The organism is Methylobacterium sp. TK26 (assembly GCF_055361565.1).
In genome coordinates, this window is the sequence record NZ_CM143965.1 from 2,156,819 (window position 1) to 2,176,079 (window position 19,261).

At 69.4% G+C, this 19,261-nt stretch carries 21 protein-coding genes, 1 tRNA gene and 1 pseudogene; 17 read left to right on the forward strand and 6 right to left on the reverse strand.

Annotation, left to right across the window (positions count from 1 at the left end):
- Positions 1–173 precede the first annotated feature (173 nt).
- Positions 174–776 (forward strand): exopolysaccharide biosynthesis protein, encoded by a 603-nt coding sequence (locus tag ACXJ1Y_RS10385; RefSeq protein WP_313898722.1) that lies wholly within the window; start codon positions 174–176, stop codon positions 774–776.
- Here the strand turns inward: ACXJ1Y_RS10385 and ldtR are convergent.
- Positions 773–1,282, reverse strand: a complete 510-nt coding sequence (ldtR, locus tag ACXJ1Y_RS10390; RefSeq protein WP_342164735.1) for a transcriptional regulator LdtR — start codon at positions 1,280–1,282, stop codon at positions 773–775. The two genes, ACXJ1Y_RS10385 and ldtR, sit on opposite strands and share 4 nt — an antisense overlap.
- Positions 1,283–1,507: 225 nt before the next feature.
- Positions 1,508–1,966, reverse strand: coding sequence for a DUF6163 family protein (locus ACXJ1Y_RS10395; RefSeq protein WP_463849931.1), 459 nt, complete (start codon positions 1,964–1,966; stop codon positions 1,508–1,510).
- Positions 1,967–2,228: 262 nt separating this feature from the next.
- On the opposite strand from ACXJ1Y_RS10395, the gene hemB reads away from it, so the two are divergent.
- The 9 genes from hemB (at position 2,229) to ACXJ1Y_RS10440 (ending at position 11,068) form a co-directional block, all read left to right on the forward strand.
- Complete coding sequence (gene hemB / locus ACXJ1Y_RS10400) at positions 2,229–3,284, forward strand: porphobilinogen synthase (protein WP_463849932.1); 1,056 nt, start codon at positions 2,229–2,231, stop codon at positions 3,282–3,284.
- Between the two features lie 25 nt (positions 3,285–3,309).
- The gene (locus tag ACXJ1Y_RS10405; protein WP_463849933.1) at positions 3,310–3,678 is read left to right on the forward strand and encodes a hypothetical protein; all 369 of its coding nucleotides are present in this window, start codon (positions 3,310–3,312) and stop codon (positions 3,676–3,678) included.
- A 68-nt stretch (positions 3,679–3,746) separates the two neighbouring features.
- Positions 3,747–4,235 carry an RDD family protein gene (locus tag ACXJ1Y_RS10410; RefSeq protein ID WP_463849934.1) on the forward strand — a complete coding sequence of 163 codons (489 nt, stop codon included), beginning with the start codon at positions 3,747–3,749 and terminating at the stop codon, positions 4,233–4,235.
- Between the two features lie 136 nt (positions 4,236–4,371).
- Complete coding sequence (locus ACXJ1Y_RS10415) at positions 4,372–5,118, forward strand: arginyltransferase (RefSeq protein WP_463849935.1); 747 nt, start codon at positions 4,372–4,374, stop codon at positions 5,116–5,118.
- Positions 5,119–5,342: 224 nt separating this feature from the next.
- A complete protein-coding gene (gene purB / locus ACXJ1Y_RS10420) occupies positions 5,343–6,650 on the forward strand; it encodes an adenylosuccinate lyase (protein WP_463849936.1) in 1,308 nt (435 codons plus the stop codon).
- Positions 6,651–6,707: 57 nt separating this feature from the next.
- Positions 6,708–7,565 (forward strand): D-amino-acid transaminase, encoded by an 858-nt coding sequence (locus tag ACXJ1Y_RS10425; RefSeq protein WP_463849937.1) that lies wholly within the window; start codon positions 6,708–6,710, stop codon positions 7,563–7,565.
- A 69-nt stretch (positions 7,566–7,634) separates the two neighbouring features.
- The gene (locus tag ACXJ1Y_RS10430; RefSeq protein ID WP_463849938.1) at positions 7,635–7,991 is read left to right on the forward strand and encodes a hypothetical protein; all 357 of its coding nucleotides are present in this window, start codon (positions 7,635–7,637) and stop codon (positions 7,989–7,991) included.
- A gap of 140 nt (positions 7,992–8,131) precedes the next feature.
- On the forward strand, positions 8,132–9,424 hold the full coding sequence (locus ACXJ1Y_RS10435) for an adenylosuccinate synthase (RefSeq protein WP_463849939.1): 1,293 nt from the start codon (positions 8,132–8,134) through the stop codon (positions 9,422–9,424).
- A gap of 150 nt (positions 9,425–9,574) precedes the next feature.
- A complete protein-coding gene (locus ACXJ1Y_RS10440) occupies positions 9,575–11,068 on the forward strand; it encodes a histidine kinase (RefSeq protein ID WP_463849940.1) in 1,494 nt (497 codons plus the stop codon).
- Between the two features lie 70 nt (positions 11,069–11,138).
- On the opposite strand, the gene rpoH is transcribed toward ACXJ1Y_RS10440, so the two are convergent.
- Both rpoH and ACXJ1Y_RS10450 read right to left on the reverse strand, forming a co-directional pair.
- Positions 11,139–12,032 carry an RNA polymerase sigma factor RpoH gene (gene rpoH, locus ACXJ1Y_RS10445; protein ID WP_463849941.1) on the reverse strand — a complete coding sequence of 298 codons (894 nt, stop codon included), beginning with the start codon at positions 12,030–12,032 and terminating at the stop codon, positions 11,139–11,141.
- A 225-nt stretch (positions 12,033–12,257) separates the two neighbouring features.
- Positions 12,258–13,235: an RluA family pseudouridine synthase gene (locus ACXJ1Y_RS10450; RefSeq protein ID WP_463849942.1), complete on the reverse strand. Its 978-nt coding sequence runs from the start codon at positions 13,233–13,235 to the stop codon at positions 12,258–12,260.
- An 88-nt stretch (positions 13,236–13,323) separates the two neighbouring features.
- On the opposite strand from ACXJ1Y_RS10450, the gene ACXJ1Y_RS10455 reads away from it, so the two are divergent.
- A tRNA-Glu gene (locus tag ACXJ1Y_RS10455) sits at positions 13,324–13,399 on the forward strand.
- Positions 13,400–13,932: 533 nt separating this feature from the next.
- Entirely contained in the window at positions 13,933–14,256 is a 324-nt protein-coding gene (locus ACXJ1Y_RS10460) for an ArsR/SmtB family transcription factor (protein ID WP_463849943.1), read from the forward strand.
- A 5-nt stretch (positions 14,257–14,261) separates the two neighbouring features.
- Here the strand turns inward: ACXJ1Y_RS10460 and ACXJ1Y_RS10465 are convergent.
- Both ACXJ1Y_RS10465 and ACXJ1Y_RS10470 read right to left on the reverse strand, forming a co-directional pair.
- Positions 14,262–15,017, reverse strand: a pseudogene (locus tag ACXJ1Y_RS10465) (sensor histidine kinase).
- Complete coding sequence (locus ACXJ1Y_RS10470) at positions 15,014–15,652, reverse strand: winged helix-turn-helix domain-containing protein (RefSeq protein WP_463849944.1); 639 nt, start codon at positions 15,650–15,652, stop codon at positions 15,014–15,016. Before ACXJ1Y_RS10470 ends, ACXJ1Y_RS10465 begins: the two are co-directional and overlap by 4 nt.
- 252 nt (positions 15,653–15,904) lie before the next feature.
- On the opposite strand from ACXJ1Y_RS10470, the gene ACXJ1Y_RS10475 reads away from it, so the two are divergent.
- Genes ACXJ1Y_RS10475 through ACXJ1Y_RS10495 form a run of 5 tightly spaced genes read left to right on the forward strand, consistent with a single transcriptional unit; the run spans position 15,905 to position 18,916 of the window.
- Positions 15,905–16,330 (forward strand): YeeE/YedE family protein, encoded by a 426-nt coding sequence (locus tag ACXJ1Y_RS10475; protein WP_463849945.1) that lies wholly within the window; start codon positions 15,905–15,907, stop codon positions 16,328–16,330.
- A 3-nt stretch (positions 16,331–16,333) separates the two neighbouring features.
- Positions 16,334–16,780, forward strand: a complete 447-nt coding sequence (locus ACXJ1Y_RS10480; RefSeq protein WP_463849946.1) for a DUF6691 family protein — start codon at positions 16,334–16,336, stop codon at positions 16,778–16,780.
- A complete protein-coding gene (locus ACXJ1Y_RS10485) occupies positions 16,777–17,586 on the forward strand; it encodes a sulfite exporter TauE/SafE family protein (RefSeq protein ID WP_463849947.1) in 810 nt (269 codons plus the stop codon). The genes ACXJ1Y_RS10480 and ACXJ1Y_RS10485 overlap by 4 nt, the downstream gene beginning before the upstream one ends.
- 20 nt (positions 17,587–17,606) lie before the next feature.
- On the forward strand, positions 17,607–18,518 hold the full coding sequence (locus ACXJ1Y_RS10490; RefSeq protein WP_463849948.1) for an MBL fold metallo-hydrolase: 912 nt from the start codon (positions 17,607–17,609) through the stop codon (positions 18,516–18,518).
- Positions 18,519–18,529: 11 nt separating this feature from the next.
- Positions 18,530–18,916: a rhodanese-like domain-containing protein gene (locus ACXJ1Y_RS10495; protein ID WP_463849949.1), complete on the forward strand. Its 387-nt coding sequence runs from the start codon at positions 18,530–18,532 to the stop codon at positions 18,914–18,916.
- Positions 18,917–19,261: the final 345 nt, after the last annotated feature.

The window sequence follows — 19,261 nt, forward strand, 5'->3', positions numbered from 1 at the left end:
CACCTTGAGAACGGCGCGGTTGCGGAACGAGACTCTAGGTGAGACTGCGCCGTCCCATTCGGCACGTCAGGTTCGCGGAGAGGGCGCAAAAAAGTCGGGGGACGCCGCGCGGCTTGGCGCAGGCGGCGATCTCGGATAGAGCCCGCCGCAAGTCAGTGAAGGTTGGACCGGACGTGTCTTACGGTGCTCGCACCTCGGACGTTCTCACCGTGCTCGCGAGCCAGGAAGGCGAGCGTCTCACGGTAGCGGACATCGTGGCGGTCCTGCGCGACCGGGCTTTCGCCCTGCTCGTCGTGCTGCTGGGCCTGCCCAATTGCCTCCCGATGCCGCCGCCGATCCCGCTCGTCTGCGGTCTGCTGCTGCTGCTCGTGGCCATTCAGATTGCGGCCGGCATGTCGGCGCCGTGGTTGCCCCGGCGGCTGCTCGGCCAATCGATCAAGCAGTCGGACGTGAAGCGCGCGGTCAAGCGGGCCGTGCCGGTCCTGCGGCGGCTGGAGCGCTGGTCGCGCCCGCGCCTCAGCGTGTTCGAGACGGCCATCGGCATGCGCGGGATGGGCGTGGCGCTTCTGGCGCTCGCCCTCGCGCTGATCGTGGCGGCACCGCTCATCGGGCAGATCCCGCTCGGGCTCGCGGTCTGCCTCGTCGGCCTCGGCCTCGTGGAGCGCGACGGGATCGTCGTGCTGGCGGGCCTCGCGGTGGGCCTGTTCGGCGTGGCGATCAATGCGGGCTTCGCCTACGCCGTGGTGTCCGGCATCGCCGGCCTGCTCCACCTTTAGAGGCGGTAGCGGATCTGGTCCGTCCAGAACCGCTCCAGGCGGCTGAGGGCGCGGTTCAGACGGTCGAAATCGTCGTCCGAGATGCCGCCGATCGGGGCGATCGTGCGCGAGTGCTTGTCGTAGAGCTGCTGCACGATGTCGTGGATCTGGCGCCCCTTGTCGGTCAGGCTGATCCGCACCGAGCGCCGGTCCGTCTTGGAGCGGGCGTGGTGCAGGTAGCCGGCCTCCACGAGCTTCTTGACGTTGTAGGACACGTTGGAGCCGAGATAGTAGCCCCGCGTCCGGAGTTCGCTGGCGGCCAGCTCGCTGTCGCCGATGTTGTAGAGCAGCAGGGCCTGGACGCTGTTGACGTCCTCGCGGCCGCGCCGCTCGAACTCGTCCTTGATCACGTCGAGGAGGCGGCGGTGCAGCCGCTCCACGAGATGCAGCGCCTCGAGGTAGGCGTTGTGCGGCGAAGCCGGCTCCTCGGAGGCGGCGGGCTGGGTGCGGGCGGACTGGCTCTTCATCGGTGAAATCCCTGACGGATCCTGCGGTGATCGTGTGGTCCGTCACCGCTTATGTTGGCAAAGCTATCCGCTGGGAATGAAAGACGATTTAAGCGGCAAGATGAATTCGCGATTTACCTGTGTCAGTAAAGACAAACTGAATGGATTAAAGGAAGATTTCGTTCACTCTCGTTCCGCGAGCTTGCGAGGGTTGCGATAAGCTTCCGTCAATCCTGTGCGGGTGCCTCAATGCCCCTCCCTGGCGGCGAGCCAGGAGAGCAGGAAATAGATGAGCATGACGAGGACGCCGAAGATCAGGAGCGGCGTCGAGACCGGCACGAGCTGCGGAGTGAGGATGGCGAGCGTCAGCCCGGAGGTCACGGCGAGCAGCCAGATCACCCCGCCCCAGGCGCTGGTGAGCCACAGGCCGCTCGCGGCCACGGCATCGACCACCGCGAAATAGACGATGGCGGCCTGCCGGCCGAACGGCTCGGCCTCGAAGGGCGGGGCGCCGGGGCGCACGTCAAGGATGGTCGCCCAGGCGAAGACCGCCTTGGCGAGCCATGCCAGCGCGGTGAGCCGCATGAACCAGACGAGGGCCGTGTCCCAGGTGCTGGGCTGGGGCGCCGCGTCGCGCTCGATGCGGTCTCCGAGCAGGCCTCCCGGCCTGACCGGCTTGCTGCGCAGCGGGATCAGGCCGCGCATGGACGAACCCTCGCGCGCAGGCTCCGCTCGATGTTCACGTTGCGTCGTCTCCCGATGCGACCGCCCACCCCCGGCCGGGTTGAACCCATCGGGGCCGTGCCGTCAACGTGCGGCACCCCTGCCCTGCGCGTGGCCCTTGGGTCGGTCCCGCCCGGCGTGCTAGGCCGGCGCAGCGGCAGGCGAGCGCCTCCGCTTGCCTGTCGCGGCCGTCCCGCGGGAGCCTCCCGCGCGGCCGCCTCTTCGAGCCCGGACACCCGCGCGCATGTCGGACAGAATCCCGGAACCCCGCCCCCTCGCCTATGCCGCCGTCCGCGAGGACAAGAGCAGCGGGAGCCTCGGCATCACCCAGCGTCCGCGCCGAAACCGCAAGGCGGAATGGTCGCGCCGCCTCGTCCGCGAGCACACGCTCACCGTCGATGACCTGATCTGGCCGATGTTCGTCATCGAGGGCGAGGACAAGCGCGAGCCGGTGGCCTCCATGCCGGGCGTCGAGCGCCTGACGGTGGACGAGATCGTCCGCGACGCCGAGCGCGCGGTGCGCCTGGGCATCCCGGCCATCGCCTTCTTCCCCTTCACCGAGGTGAGCCTGCGCGATCCCGTTGGGTCGGAGGCGCTGAACGCCAAGAACCTCGTCTGCCGCGCGGTGCGGGCGGTGAAGCGCGAATTCCCCGAAATCGGCATCGTGACCGACGTCGCCCTGGACCCCTACACCAGCCACGGCCATGACGGGCTGATGAAGGACGGCGCCATCCTCAACGACGAGACGGTGGCGGTCCTCGTGGAGCAGAGCCTGATCCAGGCCGAGGCCGGTACCGACATCATCGCCCCCTCGGACATGATGGACGGGCGCGTGGGTGCCATTCGCCGTGCCCTCGACAAGGCGGGCTTCCTCGACGTCCAAATCATGGCCTACGCCGCGAAATACGCGAGCGCGTTCTACGGCCCGTTCCGCGACGCGATCGGCACCAAGGCCGCTTTGGTGGGCGACAAGCGCACCTACCAGATGGACCCCGGCAACTCGGCCGAAGCCCTGCGCGAGGTCGCCCTCGACCTCGAGGAGGGAGCCGATTCGGTGATGGTGAAGCCGGGCATGCCGTATCTCGACATCATCCGCCGCGTCCGCGACACGTTCGGCGTGCCGACCTTCGCCTATCAGGTGTCCGGCGAGTACGCGATGATCGAGGCCGCCGCCCGCAACGGCTGGCTCGACGGAGACCGGGCGATGGTCGAGGCGCTGCTGTCCTTCAAGCGCGCGGGCGCCGACGGCGTGCTGACCTACCACGCGCCGCGCGTGGCCGAGAAGCTGCGCGCCCTTTGACGGAACTACGCCGGGCTCTCATTCCGTGAAGGTCCTGCATCGCTGGCTCGTGGCCGGGGGTATCGTCGCTGGGTTCCTCGGCGGGCTCGCGGCCTGCCAGGACACCCTGCGGCGGGACCGCGTGGCGACCTGCCGCCGGGCCCTGCCGGCGGTGGCCCGGGGCACCGCCATCCGCTTTCTGGGGGCCGGGTCCGGTCCCGCCCCCGGAACGGTGCGCGTGGACTATGCCGAAGGCACGCGCCAGCACCGGATGGTCTGCCGCTTCGACAATGCGGCCAAGCTCACGGAGGTGGCCACCGACGGCAACGCCCTCACCGGCGCGGCCCTCCACATGCTGCAGCGCTACTACCTCGATACGCCCGACGCGGCGCGCGCCGATCCCGGCCAGCCGTGAGCCCGCCCTTGCGGCGGACGGCGGCGGCGCCCACCTAACGGTCGCTGCACCGCTTGCAGGATCTTCCCATGTACGATTCCCGCACCGACTACGCCGCCCGTCCGGCCACCGCACCCTTCACCGGGGGATTGCCCATCCCCTACGTGCGGGCGAGCCTTGGTGCGCGCATCATCGCGTACCTGCTCGACATCCTGTTCATCCTCGGCTTCACCGCCCTGCTGACCCTGGCTATCACGGTGATCGGGATCGTGACCTTCGGCCTTGGCTGGACGCTGTTCGCGGTGCTGCCCGCGAGCGGGATCATCTACAGCGCGATCACCGTGGGCGGCCGGCGCCAGAGCACCTTCGGCCAGCGGATGATGGGCCTGCGGGTGGTGGCGCCCGAGAGCGGCGCGCCGGTCGACATCGTGTCGGCGGCGGTCCACGCCTTGCTGTTCTACGTGGCGGTCTCGACCTTCCTGCTCTGGTGCGTGGACGTGGCCTTCGGGCTGGTCCGCTCCGACCGTCGCCTCGGGCATGATCTGCTCCTCGGCCTCGCGGTGGTCCACGCGCGGTAAGGTTTGGAGAGTGCGGGCCAAGCGTCGCGGCATTTTGCGGGTGCTATGGCCTTCTGGCCCATTGAGCCCGGCCGCGACCCTTGTAGATTGGTGAGAAGCGCGGCGTGAGCAGCCGTGGCCGAGGTTCCGACGAAGCGTGACGAGCCATCCGCGCGATACTCCGCAATTCTACCTCACCGCGCCCTCGCCGTGCCCGTACCTGACGGGCCATGAGGAGCGGAAAGTCTTTACGCATCTCGTCGGGCGGCGGGCCCGCGACCTGAACGAGATCCTGACGCAGGGCGGCTTCCGCCGCTCGCAGACCATCGCCTACCGCCCTGCCTGCGAGACCTGCCGCGCCTGCGTCTCGGTGAGGGTGGTGGTGGACGATTTCGTCCCGAGCGCCAGCCAGAAGCGGGTGATGGCGCGCAACGCCGATCTGGTCGGCGCGCCGGAGCAGAACCGCCCGGCCTCGGACCAATACGCCCTGTTCCGGCGCTACCTGAACGCCCGGCACGACGACGGCGGCATGATCGACATGACCATGCTCGATTACGCCATGATGATCGAGGACAGCCACGTCGACACCCATCTCGTCGTGTACCGCCGCCATGGGCCGGACACCGCGATCACCGGGCGGGGCATGGGCGGCCCGATGGCCGTGTGCCTCACCGACGTCCTCTCGGACGGGTTGTCGATGGTCTACTCGTTCTTCGAGCCGACCGAGGCCGGGCGCTCCCCCGGCACCTTCATGATCCTCGACCACATCCGCCGGGCGAAGCAGCTCGGCCTGCCGTATCTCTATCTTGGCTATTGGGTCGATGGCTCGCGCAAGATGGACTACAAGGCCAAGTTCAAGCCGCAGGAGCGGTTGATGGGGCCGGGTTGGATGCGGGTGGAGTGAGGGGAGTAGCGAATAGCGAATAGAACCAGGCACCAGCCTTCGCGCTTCCCCGCCGACACTATGCGCTATTCGCTACTCCCTATTCGCCACTCCCCACTCCCTATTCGCCTGCGCCGAGCCCGGAGGGCGCAGCGCGCGCCGCACTGCTCCGCATCGACGCGCATTGAGCTCGACGCCCGGCGGTGCTACCCGCCGACCGTTCCCCGACGGTCGAGTCAGCATCGATGATCCCCCGCTACAGCCGCCCCGCGATGACCGCGATCTGGTCGCCCGAGTCGCGTTTCCGGATCTGGTTCGAGATCGAGGCCCACGCGACCACCGCTCTGGCCGAGATCGGCGTGGTGCCGAAGGACGCGGCCGAGAAGGTCTGGGCGATGGGCCGCGATGCGACCTTCGATGTCGCGCGCATCGACGCCATCGAGGCCGTGACGAAGCACGACGTCATCGCCTTCCTCACCCATCTCGCCGAGATCGTCGGGCCGGAGGCGCGCTTCGTCCACCAGGGCATGACCTCCTCGGACGTGCTGGACACCTGCCTGAACGTGCAGCTCGTGCGCGCGGCCGACATCCTGATCGCCGACGTGGACGCCCTCCTCGACGCCCTCAAGCACCGGGCGCAGGAGCACAAGATGACGCCGACCATCGGCCGCTCGCACGGCATCCATGCCGAGCCGGTGACGTTCGGCCTCAAGCTCGCCCAGGCCTATGCCGAGTTCGCCCGCAACCGCGCCCGGCTCGTGGCAGCGCGCGAGGAGATCGCGACCTGCGCCATCTCCGGGGCGGTGGGCACCTTCGCCAACATCGACCCGCGCGTCGAGGAATACGTCTCACGCAAGATGGGGCTCACGCCGGAGCCGGTCTCGACGCAGGTCATCCCGCGCGACCGCCACGCCATGTTCTTCGCGGTGCTGGGCGTCGTCGCCTCGTCGCTGGAGCGACTCGCCATCGAGATCCGCCATCTGCAGCGCACAGAAGTGCTGGAAGCGGAGGAGTATTTCTCCGAGGGCCAGAAGGGCTCCTCGGCCATGCCGCACAAGCGCAACCCGGTGCTCACCGAGAACATCACCGGCCTTGCCCGCATGGTGCGCAGCTACGTGAACCCGGCCATGGAGAACGTCGCCCTCTGGCACGAGCGCGACATCTCCCACTCCTCCGTCGAGCGGATGATCGGCCCGGACGCCACTGTGACCCTCGATTTCGCCCTGGCGCGGATGACCGGCGTCATCGAAAAGCTGCTCGTCTATCCGGCGAACATGCAGCGTAACCTCGACCGCCTCGGCGGCCTCGTCCATTCGCAGCGGGTGCTGCTGGCGCTCACCCAGGCCGGCGTCTCCCGCGAGGATTCGTACCGGCTGGTCCAGCGCAACGCGATGCCGGTTTGGCGCGGCGAGGGAGACTTCCTCACGCTGCTCAAGAACGACGCAGAAGTGACCAAGGCTCTGACGCCGGAGCAGATCGAGGAATGCTTCGACCTCGGCTATCACTTCAAGCACGTCGACACGATCTTCGAGCGGGTCTTCGGCAAGGCTTGATCGGCCGGCACGAATCCCGCACCACCCGTTCCATCGTCCGAGCTTGAGGAAACCGCCGTGAGCGCGTCCCGCATCGTCTACCTGAACGGCGAGTTCCTGCCCTTCGAGCAGGCGAAGGTGCCGATCATGGATCGCGGCTTTCTCTTCGCGGACGGCATCTACGAGGTGTCCGCCATCCTGGACGGGCGCCTCGTGGACAACGCGGCGCATCTGGCCCGGCTCGACCGGTCCCTCGGCGAGATCGGCATCCGCAATCCGCACGATTCGGCCGAGTGGGAAAAGTTGCAGACCGAACTCGTTGAGCGCAACGGCGTCACCGAGGGGCTAGTCTACATGCAGGTCACGCGCGGCGTGGCCGAGCGCGATTTCGCCTACCCCTCGGCGGACACGCCGCCCACGGTGATGATGTTCACCCAGGCCAAGACGGTCGCCGCCAACCCGCTGGCCGAGAAGGGCGCGCGGGTCATCACGGTCGAGGATCTTCGCTGGAAGCGCCGGGACATCAAGTCGGTCGCCCTCTTGGCGCAGGTGCTGGCGAAGCAGCAGGCCGTCGAGGCCGGCGTCTCCGAGGCCTGGATGGTCGAGGACGGGGCGATCACGGAGGGGTCTTCCTCCACCGCCTTCATCGTCAGCCGCGACCGCAAGCTTGTGACGCGCCCGCTTTCCACCGCCCTGCTGCCGGGCATCACCCGCGCCAGCGTGCTGAAGCTCGCCGCCGAGGCCGACCTGACCATCGAGGAGCGGCTGATTCCCGTCGCCGAGGCCCTTGAGGCCGCCGAGGCGTTCTACACCAGCGCTTCCTCCTTCGTGATGCCGGTGGTCGAGATCGACGGCCGCGCCATCGGCGAGGGCAAGCCCGGCCCGCTGACCAAGCGCCTGCGCGAGCTTTACCTGGATCTGGCGCGCGTCGGCTGAAGGCGTTTCGGGCCGGAGATCGGAACGGTTTGGGCTGCCACCTGTTTCGTCGGGACTTCGTACTCGACCATGGAGGCCGCGTTGCCGAGCCTGTTTCGTCTCTCCAAAGTGCCTGCCGCCGCCCTTGCGGTGCTGCTGACCGGCGGGGTGGCGCTGGCCCAGAACCCGGACGCTCCCCTGCGCAAGCAGGACAGCGATCCCGCCCTCCCCCCGGCGACCCAGACGCCGCCGGACAGGGTCCGTCCCAGCGCCGACGCCCCGCCGAATGATCAATCCCTCTCGGACAAGCTCCAGAAGAACGACGGGGTCATCAAGCCGCCGGGCGATGCCACCGGCACGGTGGTGAAGCCCGATCAGAGCGGGTCGATGCCGGTGATCAAGCCCGGCGAATTGCCCGGCCGGACCCCCGGCACCGAGGCGAAATAGCGTCGGACAGGCGAGGTTACGGGCCCCGCCTGCGCCCTGCTTGCTTGATTTCCACTGGCGGATCGCGAAAACGGGCTCTGAGCCCGCCTTTGGATTGCGTCCGACGGCGTGGACATCACTGACACGGGTTCAGGGCAGGCATGGCCAACGTCGTCGTAGTCGGCGCCCAATGGGGCGACGAGGGCAAGGGCAAGATCGTCGATTGGCTCTCCGAGCAGGCCGACGTGGTGGTCCGCTTTCAGGGCGGCCATAACGCCGGCCACACGCTGGTGATCGACGGCGTGACCTACAAGCTGTCGCTGCTGCCCTCGGGGGTGGTGCGCGGCGGAACGCTGTCGGTGATCGGCAACGGCGTCGTGGTCGATCCCTGGCATCTCGTGGAAGAGATCGCCAAGATCGGCCAGCAGGGGGTGGCGATCACGCCCGAGAACCTGCGCGTCGCTGACAATGCCACGCTGATTCTGCCCCTGCACCGCGAACTCGATCATTATCGCGAGACCTCGAACGCGGTCCTCAAGATCGGCACCACCAAGCGCGGCATCGGCCCGGCTTACGAGGACAAGGTCGGGCGCCGGGCGATCCGCGTCGTGGATCTGGCCGATGCCGACATGCTGGATGCGAAGATTGCCCGGCTGCTCGCGCACCACAACGCCCTGCGCCGGGGCCTCGGCATCGACGAGATCGACGGCGCCGCGCTGAAGGCCGAGCTTCTGGCGATCGCCCCCAAGATCCTGCCCTTCGCCGATACGGTGTGGTCGCTGCTGGACGAGGCCCGCCGCGCCGGCAAGCGCATCCTGTTCGAGGGTGCCCAGGGTGCGCTCCTCGATGTCGACCACGGCACCTACCCCTACGTCACCTCGTCGAACATCGTGGCGGCCCAGGCGGCGACCGGGTCCGGCCTCGGCCCCTCCGCCATCGGCTACGTGCTCGGCATCGTGAAGGCCTACACGACCCGCGTCGGCGAAGGCCCCTTCCCCACCGAACTGACCGACGCCACCGGCGAGCGGCTCGGCGAGCGCGGCCGCGAGTTCGGCGTCGTCACCGGCCGCAAGCGCCGCTGCGGCTGGTTCGATGCGGCGCTGGTGCGGCAGACCGTCCGCACCTCCGGGATCAACGGCATCGCGCTGACCAAGCTCGACATCCTCGACGGATTCGAGACCATCCAGATCTGCACGGGCTACCGCCTCGACGGCAAGGTGATCGACCACCTCCCCGCGAGCCAGGCCGCCCAGGCCCGCGTCGAGCCGATCTACGAGGCGTTCGAGGGCTGGGCCGACACCACAGCCGGCGGCCGCTCCTGGGCCGACCTGCCGGCGCAGGCTGTCAAATACGTGCGCCGGATCGAAGAGTTGATCGGGGCTCCCGTGGCGCTGCTCTCGACCTCGCCGGAGCGCGACGACACCATCTTGATGCACAACCCCTTCGAGGATTGAGCAGCGGGGCCGCTTCTATCGTTGATGGCGCCTCGCAAACGCCGTCAATGGTAGTGAATGGCGGCCGTTTTGGTTAAAAGAGCGTAGCAGGAACGCGGCTGCGGCGTCAGCCGCGGCCGGCAGGGCGCCAAGCGGGCGAACCGGAGCAGTATGGCCGATTATTACCCGCTTCTGGCTAGGGCCCTCGACGCTCTTCCCGACCGCTCGCCCGGACTCCGGCGCGCGGTCTACGACCGGGCGCGCAATGCGCTGATCAGCCAGCTTCGCTCCCTCGAACCGCCGCTGTCCGAGGACGACATCGACCTCGAACGCCGTGCCCTCGACACGGCCATCGAGCGCTTGGAGGTCGAGCACGGCGGCATTCCCGCTCCGGCCAACGACGCCGCCAAGGACAAGGACGCCGCGAAGCCGGAGCCGGCCCCGGCACCGCCGCCTCCCCCGCCACCGCCGTCGCCCGAACCGAAGCCCGCGCCTGAGCCGCCGCCGGTCGCGCCCGTGGCGGAGCGCATGGCCACGGCGGCGGCGGATCCGCTGCCCGAGGCTGGGCCGCCCGAGCCCACTCAGACGCAGGCGCCCGAGCCCGCCCTTCCGGCCGCGCCCTCCCCGCGCTTCGTCCTGTCGCCGGAGCCGGTCGCCGAAAAGCCGCGCGAGGCGGCCATCGCCATCGCCGCGCGCAAGCCTACCACCGGCCCGGAGGCCGAGTTCGCCCCCGTGACCGCGCCGCCGGCCACCGAGTCGGCGCCCCTGGACGAGCCGGATGCCGTTGGCGATTCCGCTCAGGGGCGTCAGCGCCCCCGGATCGCCGTCGTCGCTCCGCGCGGCGGTCGCTCGAAAGTGCTGCGCAACCTCGTCATTGGCATCGTGCTGGTGGCGGTGATCGGCGCCATCGCCGTCGCGGCCTTCCTGTTGCGCGACAAGCCGCAACTCGTCGCCCGCTCGACACTGGAGACGTCCCAGCCCGTCGGTGAGAACCCGGAAGCGAAGTTCAACGACCGCGTCGGCGGCGAGACCGCCCCGGCCGAGCGGCCGAAGCCCAAGCAGGATGGCGCGGCCCCCAAGACCGCCGCGCCCGTCGCCCCGGCCCAGCCGAGCGTCGCCGTGGCGCAGCGCGCCTTCCTCATCGAGGAATCGACCTCGACCGAGAACGCGCAGCCGGTCACGACGCAGGGCCGCGTGACGTGGCGGATCGATACCTCCAACGGCGATCAGGGCCAGCCGCTGCAGACCTCGGCCACGGCCATCGTGACCTACCCGGAGAGCGGCCTGACGCTCACCATGACGATCCAGAAGAACCTGGACACGACCCTTCCGGCCTCGCACACGGTGAGCCTGTCCTTCAGCCAGAGCGGCAGCGATCCCTCCACGCGGGTCGTGCAGGATGTCGGGCTGCTGCAGGCCAAGGATGACGAGAACGCCCGTGGCTCGCCCGTGTCGGGGCTGCCGGTGCGGGTGCGCGACAACCTCTTCCTGATCGGCCTGTCGTCGCTGCCGGCCGATGTCGAACGCAACACCGATCTGCTCCTGCACCGGGCGTGGTTCGACGTCGCCGTGCGCTACACGTCGGGACGCCGCGCGGTCCTCACCTTCGAGAAGGGCTCGTCCGGGGAGCAGGTGCTGCAACAGGCCTTCGACGCCTGGAAGTGACCACCCCACACGAACGAAGCCGGCGGATCCCTCCGCCGGCTTCGTTCGTCACGGGCCCTTGGCCAGCGTTCTAGTGGTGGTCAGCGAGCGCGCGGGGCGCCTCGCGGGTGGCGACGTTGCGCTTCACCGCCTCCTGCACCTTCTCGAAGGCGCGGACCTCGATCTGGCGCACCCGCTCGCGGGAGACGCCGAACTCGCCCGACAGATCCTCCAGGGTGATCGGATCCTCGGCCAGCCGGCGTGCCTCGAAGATGCGCCGCTCCCGCGCATTGAGCACGCTCAGGGCGTCGCGCAGGGCCGAGAGGCGGTTCTGCCCCTCCTGCTCGCGCACCAGCACCGTCTCCTGGCTGGGGGTGTTGTCCACGAGCCAATCCTGCCACTCGCCCTCGCCTTCCTCGCGCAGGGGCGCGTTCAGGGAGGTGTCGCCCGAGAGGCGGCGGTTCATGTCCACCACGTCCTGCTCCGGCACGCCGAGGCGGGTCGCGATCTGCGACACCTGATCGGGCCGCAGGTCGCCCTCCTCCAGCGCGGAGATCCGGCCCTTGGCCTTGCGCAGGTTGAAGAACAGCTTCTTCTGGTTGGCGGTGGTGCCCATCTTCACGAGGGACCACGAGCGCAGGATGTATTCCTGGATCGCCGCCTTGATCCACCACATGGCGTAGGTGGCCAGCCGGAAGCCCTTATCCGGGTCGAAACGCTTCACGGCCTGCATCAGGCCGACGTTGCCCTCGGACACGACCTCGGCGATGGGCAGCCCGTAGCCGCGATAGCCCATGGCGATCTTCGCGACGAGGCGCAGGTGCGAGGTGACGAGCCGGTGGGCCGCCTCACGGTCCCCGCCGTCGCGCCAGGATTTCGCCAAGGTGAACTCTTCCGCCGGCTCCAGCATCGGGAACTTGCGGATCTCGTCGAGGTAGCGGGAAAGGCCACCTTCGTTGGCGAGCACGGGCAGCGTACCGGCCATGGCATGACTCCTCAAACAGGTCCCCCGAACGGGCGAACGCGGTGATCTCCGAGGCCGCCCTTGAGCCAACCCCTCCGAGCGCCCATCTGAGTGGGGCCGCTCGACCAGTCCCGTCGCGTCTGGGGCACGTTACGTCGCCACCAACGCACGACCGGATCGTTGGGTTGAAGGATGGCACGAAGTGCCGCGGCCTGTCGTGCCCTTTCGCACGCTTATCGCTGAAAATTACGCGACCAGCGCAGCCTTTAGCGCGGCCATATCCGGCGGCAGCGGGCTTTCGAAGCGCATCGTCTCACCCGTTCGCGGGTGGGCGAATCCGAGCAGTTCCGCATGCAGGGCCTGCCGATCCAGCGCGATGAGCGCGGCCCGCGCCGCATCACCGAGCTTGGCCGCCTTCGTGCGGAACGCGGCACCGTAGACGGCATCCCCGAGCAGCGGATGACCGCGATGGGCGAGGTGGACGCGGATCTGGTGCGTGCGCCCCGTCTCGAGGCGGCAGCGCACGAGGCTCGCCTCCGCATAGCGCTCCGCCACTGCGTAATGCGTGATCGCGTGGCGGCCCATCTCGTCCGAGACGACGGCGATCTTCTCACGGTTGTGGCGGGAGCGGGCAAGGCTCGCCTCGATCCTCCCGACCGCCGGGTTGGGCTCTCCCCAGACGAAGGCGAGGTAGGCGCGCTCCAGCGGCCCGGTGCGCCCGTGGTCGGCGAACTGCGCGGCGAGGCCATGGTGGGCCACGTCGTTCTTGGCGACGACGATGAGGCCGCTCGTGTCCTTGTCGAGCCGGTGGACGATGCCCGGCCTCCGCACGCCGCCGACGCCTGACAGGCTGGCGCCACAATGGGCGATGAGGGCGTTGACGAGGGTTCCGCCGGCATGGCCCGGCGCCGGGTGGACGACGAGGCCGGCGGGTTTGTCGATGACGATGAGATCGTCGTCCTCATAGGCGACGACGAGATCCACGGATTCCGCTTCCGGTACCGGATCGGCGGGCGGCGGCATGTCGAGGACGAGGCGCGTCCCGGCGGCGACCTTCGCGGAGGGATCGCGCAGCACGCCGCTGTCGCGGCTGACATGGCCTTCGCGGACAAGGTCCTGCAGCCTCGCGCGCGACAGGTCGGGAAAGAGCCCGACGAGGGCGCGGTCGAGGCGCTGGCCACCCTCTTCCACGACGCCGACACGTTCCTGTCCGTGCTCTTCCACCCGCGCTCACCCGTTCGTTGAAATATCTACCGGGCGGCACTTGTGCCCCGATCCCGACGTCGCTATAGCAACGCCACGCCGCCGGAAAGCTCCCATCGTCTAGCGGTCTAGGACGTCGCCCTCTCACGGCGAAAACAGGGGTTCGATTCCCCTTGGGAGCGCCAAATCACTCGCCATCCATAATAGAACTGCGAACGTCTCGGTTCTGACAAGCGCGGGTCTTGGTCAGCTTGTGAAAGCAAGACCAAGGGTGACATTGATTACGGAAGGCGTTGCCGGAACATCCGCTTCGCGCTCCCCCGGTCGTTCTGCAGAATTATTAGCCCTCGAAGTAGCCGTCTTTGACGACTGGCTAATGACCGGGATGGGCAGAAATCTGCCCGTTCGCTTTTGGGCGCCAATATCAAAAAGGGCGGACGTTTGAAGTTCCGCAGGTGGCCGAAAGCGGAACGGCTGCTTCCAAGCGGGGGCGCTTAAAAAGCGGCTTGCCTCCTATCGACCCAGCTAAGCCGAAAGCTGCTGGTCTGCTTCGGTCAGGATGGGCGCCTTATGAGCGGGTGGCGCCCTCCATCGCAACGAGAGTTCCTGGCCCGGATCGGTGACCTTGCCGGCATCCGCCGATATGGCCATTCGAAACAAACACACCATATTAGGATCAGCTAAATAAACTGAGATCACCGGTTCAGGAACGACGCCTATGGACGCCGTCACGCCGAGCGAACTGATGCGGCTCCAGGACAAGGCTGGAGACGCGGCGCGCCTGCTGCGCCTCCTCGCCAACGAGAAGCGCCTGCTCATCCTGTGCCTGCTGGTCGCCCGCGGCGAGATGGATGTGACTAGCCTCGCCGAGGCGGTCGAACTCAGCCAGTCGGCCCTGTCGCAGCACCTCGCCAAACTCCGCGAGGACGGAGTGGTCGCGTACCGCCGCGAGAGCCAGACGCTCCACTACCGGCTTGAGGATCCCCGCGCCGCCCGCGTGCTAGCGACGCTCAAGGACATCTTCTGTCCCGAACTCGGCTGACCGCGTCAGGCGCGCAGGATCTCCGCCGCGAGTCCCGGGCCGTCCGGCCGGTTGCGGAGCCGCAGGCTCAACCCGCTCCGGCGCGACGCCATCTCGGCAATGGCGAGGCCGAGACCGCTCCCCGTCGCGCTCTTGTGGCGCCCACGGAAGAAGCGCGTCGTGACATGGGGCAGTTCGTCGGCGGGACTCCCGGGCCCCTCGTCGCGCACAAGGACGCCCTCTCCACCGGTGCGCACTGTCCACTCCACCGTACCGGCTTCCATGTGCTGCACGGTGTTCTCGTGCAGGTTTCGCACGGCCAGACGCAGGCACTCGGGATCGGCTCGCAGGGTGTAACCGCGCAGCCCCGAGTCGATCAGAGTCCGTACCCCCGGCGGCACCCTCATCCCGTCGACGGTCTCGGCCACCAGCGCGCCCACGTCGTCGATTCGCACTCGGAAAAACCGGCCGGCGCGTCGGACAGGCGCCGCTGTGGAGCCCCGCTCGACCGCGCGACGCCCGTCCAGGGACCAGATCTGGCAGGAGAGCTGCCGCTCGTAGGCCGTCGACGCCGGGAAGGTGGACGGCGTCCCGTCGGGTGCCGTACCGCCGACCGCGCCCACCAGGGAGCCGACCATGCGTGCGGCCTCCTGCAGGCGATTGTCGAGCACCTGCTCCACCTCGCGCTTCGAGCCGAGGTAGATCCAGGCGACCGCGCTGAGCCAGATCAGGCCGGTCGCGAGGAGCAGGATGGCGAACAGCCTGACGCGCAGGGATGTCATGCCGGCGCCGTCATCCGGTAGCCGAGGCCGCGCACCGTCTCGATGGCGTGCTTGCCGATCTTGGCGCGCAGGTTGTGCACGTGGATCTCGACGGCGTTGCTCTCGACCTCCTCCTGCCAGCCGTAGTGGCGCTCCTCCAACTCGGTCTTGGAGCGGAGCACGTCCGGGCGTTCCAACAGCGCCGCCAGCACCATGACCTCGCGCCGGGACAGACCGACCGGCACGCTGTCCACCGTGACGGCAAGGCTGCCGGGATCAAGCCGGATGCCGCCGTGCTCCAGGAGGGCGGCGGCCCGCCGGACGACCGCACGGATGCGGGCCGAGAGTTCGTCGAGGTCGAAGGGCTTGCCGAGATAGTCGTCGGCGCCGCCGTCGAGCCCGGCGATCCGGTCGGCCACCGCGTCGAGGGCGGTGAGCAGGACGACGGGCGTGCGGTCCGTCCGGCGGCGCAGGCCGCGCAGCACGTCGAGGCCGGAGCCGTCGGGGAGCTTCCCGTCAGCACGCCGCCCGCGCAGACCAAGGACGACCCGAACTTCGGGCCGACGGAGGTCTACCACGACTCCTTGGACGACCTCGTGCCGAGCGGCGTCGCCGAACTGGCGCGCCTGCAGGGCATGGGGTTCGCCTACATCCACCCCTGATCCCGTCGAACGGAAGACGAGGAGCCTCCCCGCCGATAGCCCATCGGCGAGAGATCGACCACGGGTGGCGGCGCCGGTGCGCCCTGGCACCAGCTCCGCGCATTCCAAGCCGGCCCGTGGACTTCGCGCTTGCATTTACATTAGATCTTGCTAATTAAGAGTCATCTAATGTTTTGGCCTGGCGAGGGACGTTGGTCCCCGGAGCAAGGCGGGCATGGCCCGAACCACCGCCTGGGAGCGACCACCATGGATGGCTTCACGCCTGTCAGCGCTCTCATCGGCGGTGCCATGATCGGCACCTCCGCGGCCCTGTTCCTGCTCCTCAACGGACGGATCGCCGGCATCAGCGGCATCCTCGGCGGACTGCTCGCCCCACCCTCGCCCGAGACCGGATGGCGGGCCGCCTTCGTGGCGGGCCTCGTCCTGGCGCCGCTCGCCTACGCCGGCCTGGGGAGAAGTCTGCCGCCGGTGACGGTCGGGGCGTCGTTCCCGCTCCTGATCCTTGCGGGTCTGCTGGTCGGGTTCGGGGCGCGTCTCGGCGGCGGCTGCACGAGCGGCCACGGGGTCTGCGGCATCGGCCGGGGCTCGCCCCGCTCGCTGGCCGCGACCGGCACCTTCATGGCCGTCGCCGTCCTGACCGTCCTCGTTGCGCGCCATCTCGTCGGAGCCTGAGCCATGGCCAAGACCACCTCCGCATTCGCCGTCGGCCTCCTGTTCGGCCTCGGCCTCCTCGTCTCGGGCATGGCCGACCCGGCCAAGGTCCTGGCCTTCCTCGACGTGACCGGGCGCTGGGACCCGAGCCTCGCCTTCGTCATGGCGGGCGCCGTCGCGGTCTCGGCCGCCGGCTACCGCCTGGCGCTGCGGCGCGGACGGCCTGTGCTCGCGCTCAGGCTCGACGTCCCGGCCCGGCGCGACCTCGACGGACGCCTGATCGCCGGGGCCGCGGTGTTCGGCATCGGCTGGGGCCTCGCCGGCCTGTGCCCGGGGCCGGCGCTCACCCTGCTGACGGTCGCACCGACGCAAGCGGTGACATTCGTCGTCGCCATGGTCGCCGGGATGCTGATGTTTCGCCTTCTGCCCTCGGCAGCCCCGGAGCGGGCGGTTCAGGGAGCCGAGGCATGATGCCTGGTCCCCTCACATCCGGCCTCGCCGCCGGCTCGGGCGGGGTCGTGGGCGTGATCCTCGGCCTGGTCGGCGGGGGCGGCTCGATCCTCGCGGTCCCGCTCCTGACCTACGTGGTCGGCGTGTCCTCGCCTCACGTCGCCATCGGGACGAGCGCCCTGGCGGTCTCGGTCAGCGCGGCGGGCAACCTCGTCCCGCAATGGCGGGCCGGGAACGTGAAGTGGCGCTGCGCGGCGGCGTTCTCGCTCGCCGGGGTCCTCGGCGCGCTCGTCGGCTCGGCGGCCGCAAAGGCGGTCGACGGGCGGAGCCTGCTCGCCCTGTTCGGGGTCGTCATGCTCGTGGTCGGCGGCCTGATGCTGCGCAAGCGGCGCGGCGAGGGTGACCCGGACGTGCGCCTGACCAAGGCCAGCGCCCCGGTACTCCTGCCATGGCTTCTCGGCATCGGCCTCGCAGTCGGCCTGTTCTCCGGGTTCTTCGGCATCGGCGGGGGATTCCTGATCGTGCCGGGCCTGATGCTGGCGACGTCGATGCCGCTGCCCATGGCCATCGGGACCTCGCTGGTCGCGGTGAGCGCCTTCGGGGCGGCGACCGCGGCCAGCTACGCCGCCTCCGGCCTGATCGACTGGCCGCTGGCCGGCCTGTTCATCCTGGGGGGCGTGCTCGGAGGCCTCGTTGGATCGAGGCTCGGCCAACGCCTCGCCGGGCGCAAGCGCGCCCTGACCGTCACCTTCGCCGGCCTCGTCATCCTGGTCGGCCTGTACGTCGTCGCCCGCGGGGCCCTCCCGCTCCTCGCCCTGAACGTCTGAACCCGTAAAGGAGGAGATCCATGTCGAACCAGACCGTCGGAGCCTTACGCGGGCATCCCGTCGTGACCGGCTTCCACGACGAGCCGACCGGCAGTATCCAGTACGTCGTCGCGGACCCCGGGACGAAGCGCTGCGCGATCATCGACCCGGTCCTCGACTTCGACCCGAAGTCCGGCGCGACCGCGACCCGGTCCGCCGACGCCCTGCTCGCCCATATCGAGCGGGAGGGCTACGTCCTGGAGTGGATCCTCGACACGCACCCGCACGCCGACCACTTCTCGGCGGCCGGCTACCGCCACGACCGGACGGGCGTCCCGACCGCCATCGGCGAGAGGGTCGTCGACGTCCAGCGGCTCTGGAAGGGGCTCTACGACCTGCCCGACACGTTCCGGACGGACGGTTCGCAGTGGTCCCGGCTCTTCGCCGACGGCGAACGCTTCCGGATCGGCGACCTCGACGTCGAGGTGATGTTCACGCCGGGCCACACCATGGCCTCCATCGCCTACCTGGTCGGCGACGCCGCGTTCATCCACGATACGCTGTTCATGCCCGACAGCGGCTCGGCGCGGGCGGACTTCCCCGGGGGCAACGCGCACGCTTTGTGGCGCAGCATCCAACGCATCATGGCCCTGCCGGACGACACGCGGCTGTTCACCGGGCACGACTACCGCCCGGGCGGCCGGGCGGCGGCCTGGGAGAGCACCGTCGCCCGGCAGCGGAGCGAGAACCCGCACCTCGTCGAGACCCCGACCGAGGAGGCATTCGTGGCGATGCGCGAGGCCCGCGACCGCGCGCTGCCGATGCCGAGGCTCATCCTGCATTCCCTGCAGGTGAACATCCGTGGCGGGCGCCTGCCCGAGCCCGAGGCGAACGGCAGCCGCTACCTGAAGATCCCGCTCGACGCCCTCGACGGCGCGGCGTGGGGCGAATGACGGAGGTGACCATGACCACGATCAGCGCGAAGGACTTGGTGGCGCAGGCCAACCGGGAGGTGGAGACCCTCTCGGCGGAGGAGGCGCTGGCGCGCCTGGGCCAGCCGGGCACGGTGCTCGTCGACGTGCGCGAGGGCGAGGAGTTGGCCAAGACCGGCAGGATCGCCGGCGCGGTTCATGTGCCGCGAGGCTTCCTGGAGTTCCAGGCCGATCCCGCGAGCCCGACCCACCATGCCGAGCTCGGCGGGGGCAAGCGCCTGGTGCTCTACTGCGGCTCCGGCAACCGCTCGGCCCTGGCCGCCAAGTCGCTCATCGACATGGGCCTCGGGCCCGTCGCCCATGTCGCCGGCGGCTTCCCTGCGCTGGCGAAGGCAGGCGGCACCGTCGAGCCGGCCTGAGCGCGCCCGGTGCCCGGCGCGGTCGCGCATCGGGGGCCACCGTCCGTGACCGGGAGGCACCCGCACTTCTGCGGCCGTATGTTAGGTCCGTGGTTCATGATGCCGTAGCCAACCCGGCCGATGACGACCCAGCTTGCGAGACGTCGTCCCCGACGAGCGGACGGGAAACATGGTATCCTGGAGCCGTCCCGCGGAGGGGCGGCAACGTCCCTGCGCTTCGCCCATGTCGTGTCGTCACCAGTCCGAAGGTCCTTCCCCGCCGAGCGTTCGGGACGCCCCTTGCTCGACCCGGAAGTGGAGGCGTCGACCGGGCAAGCCGCCGGTGGCATGCAACGACAACGAGGG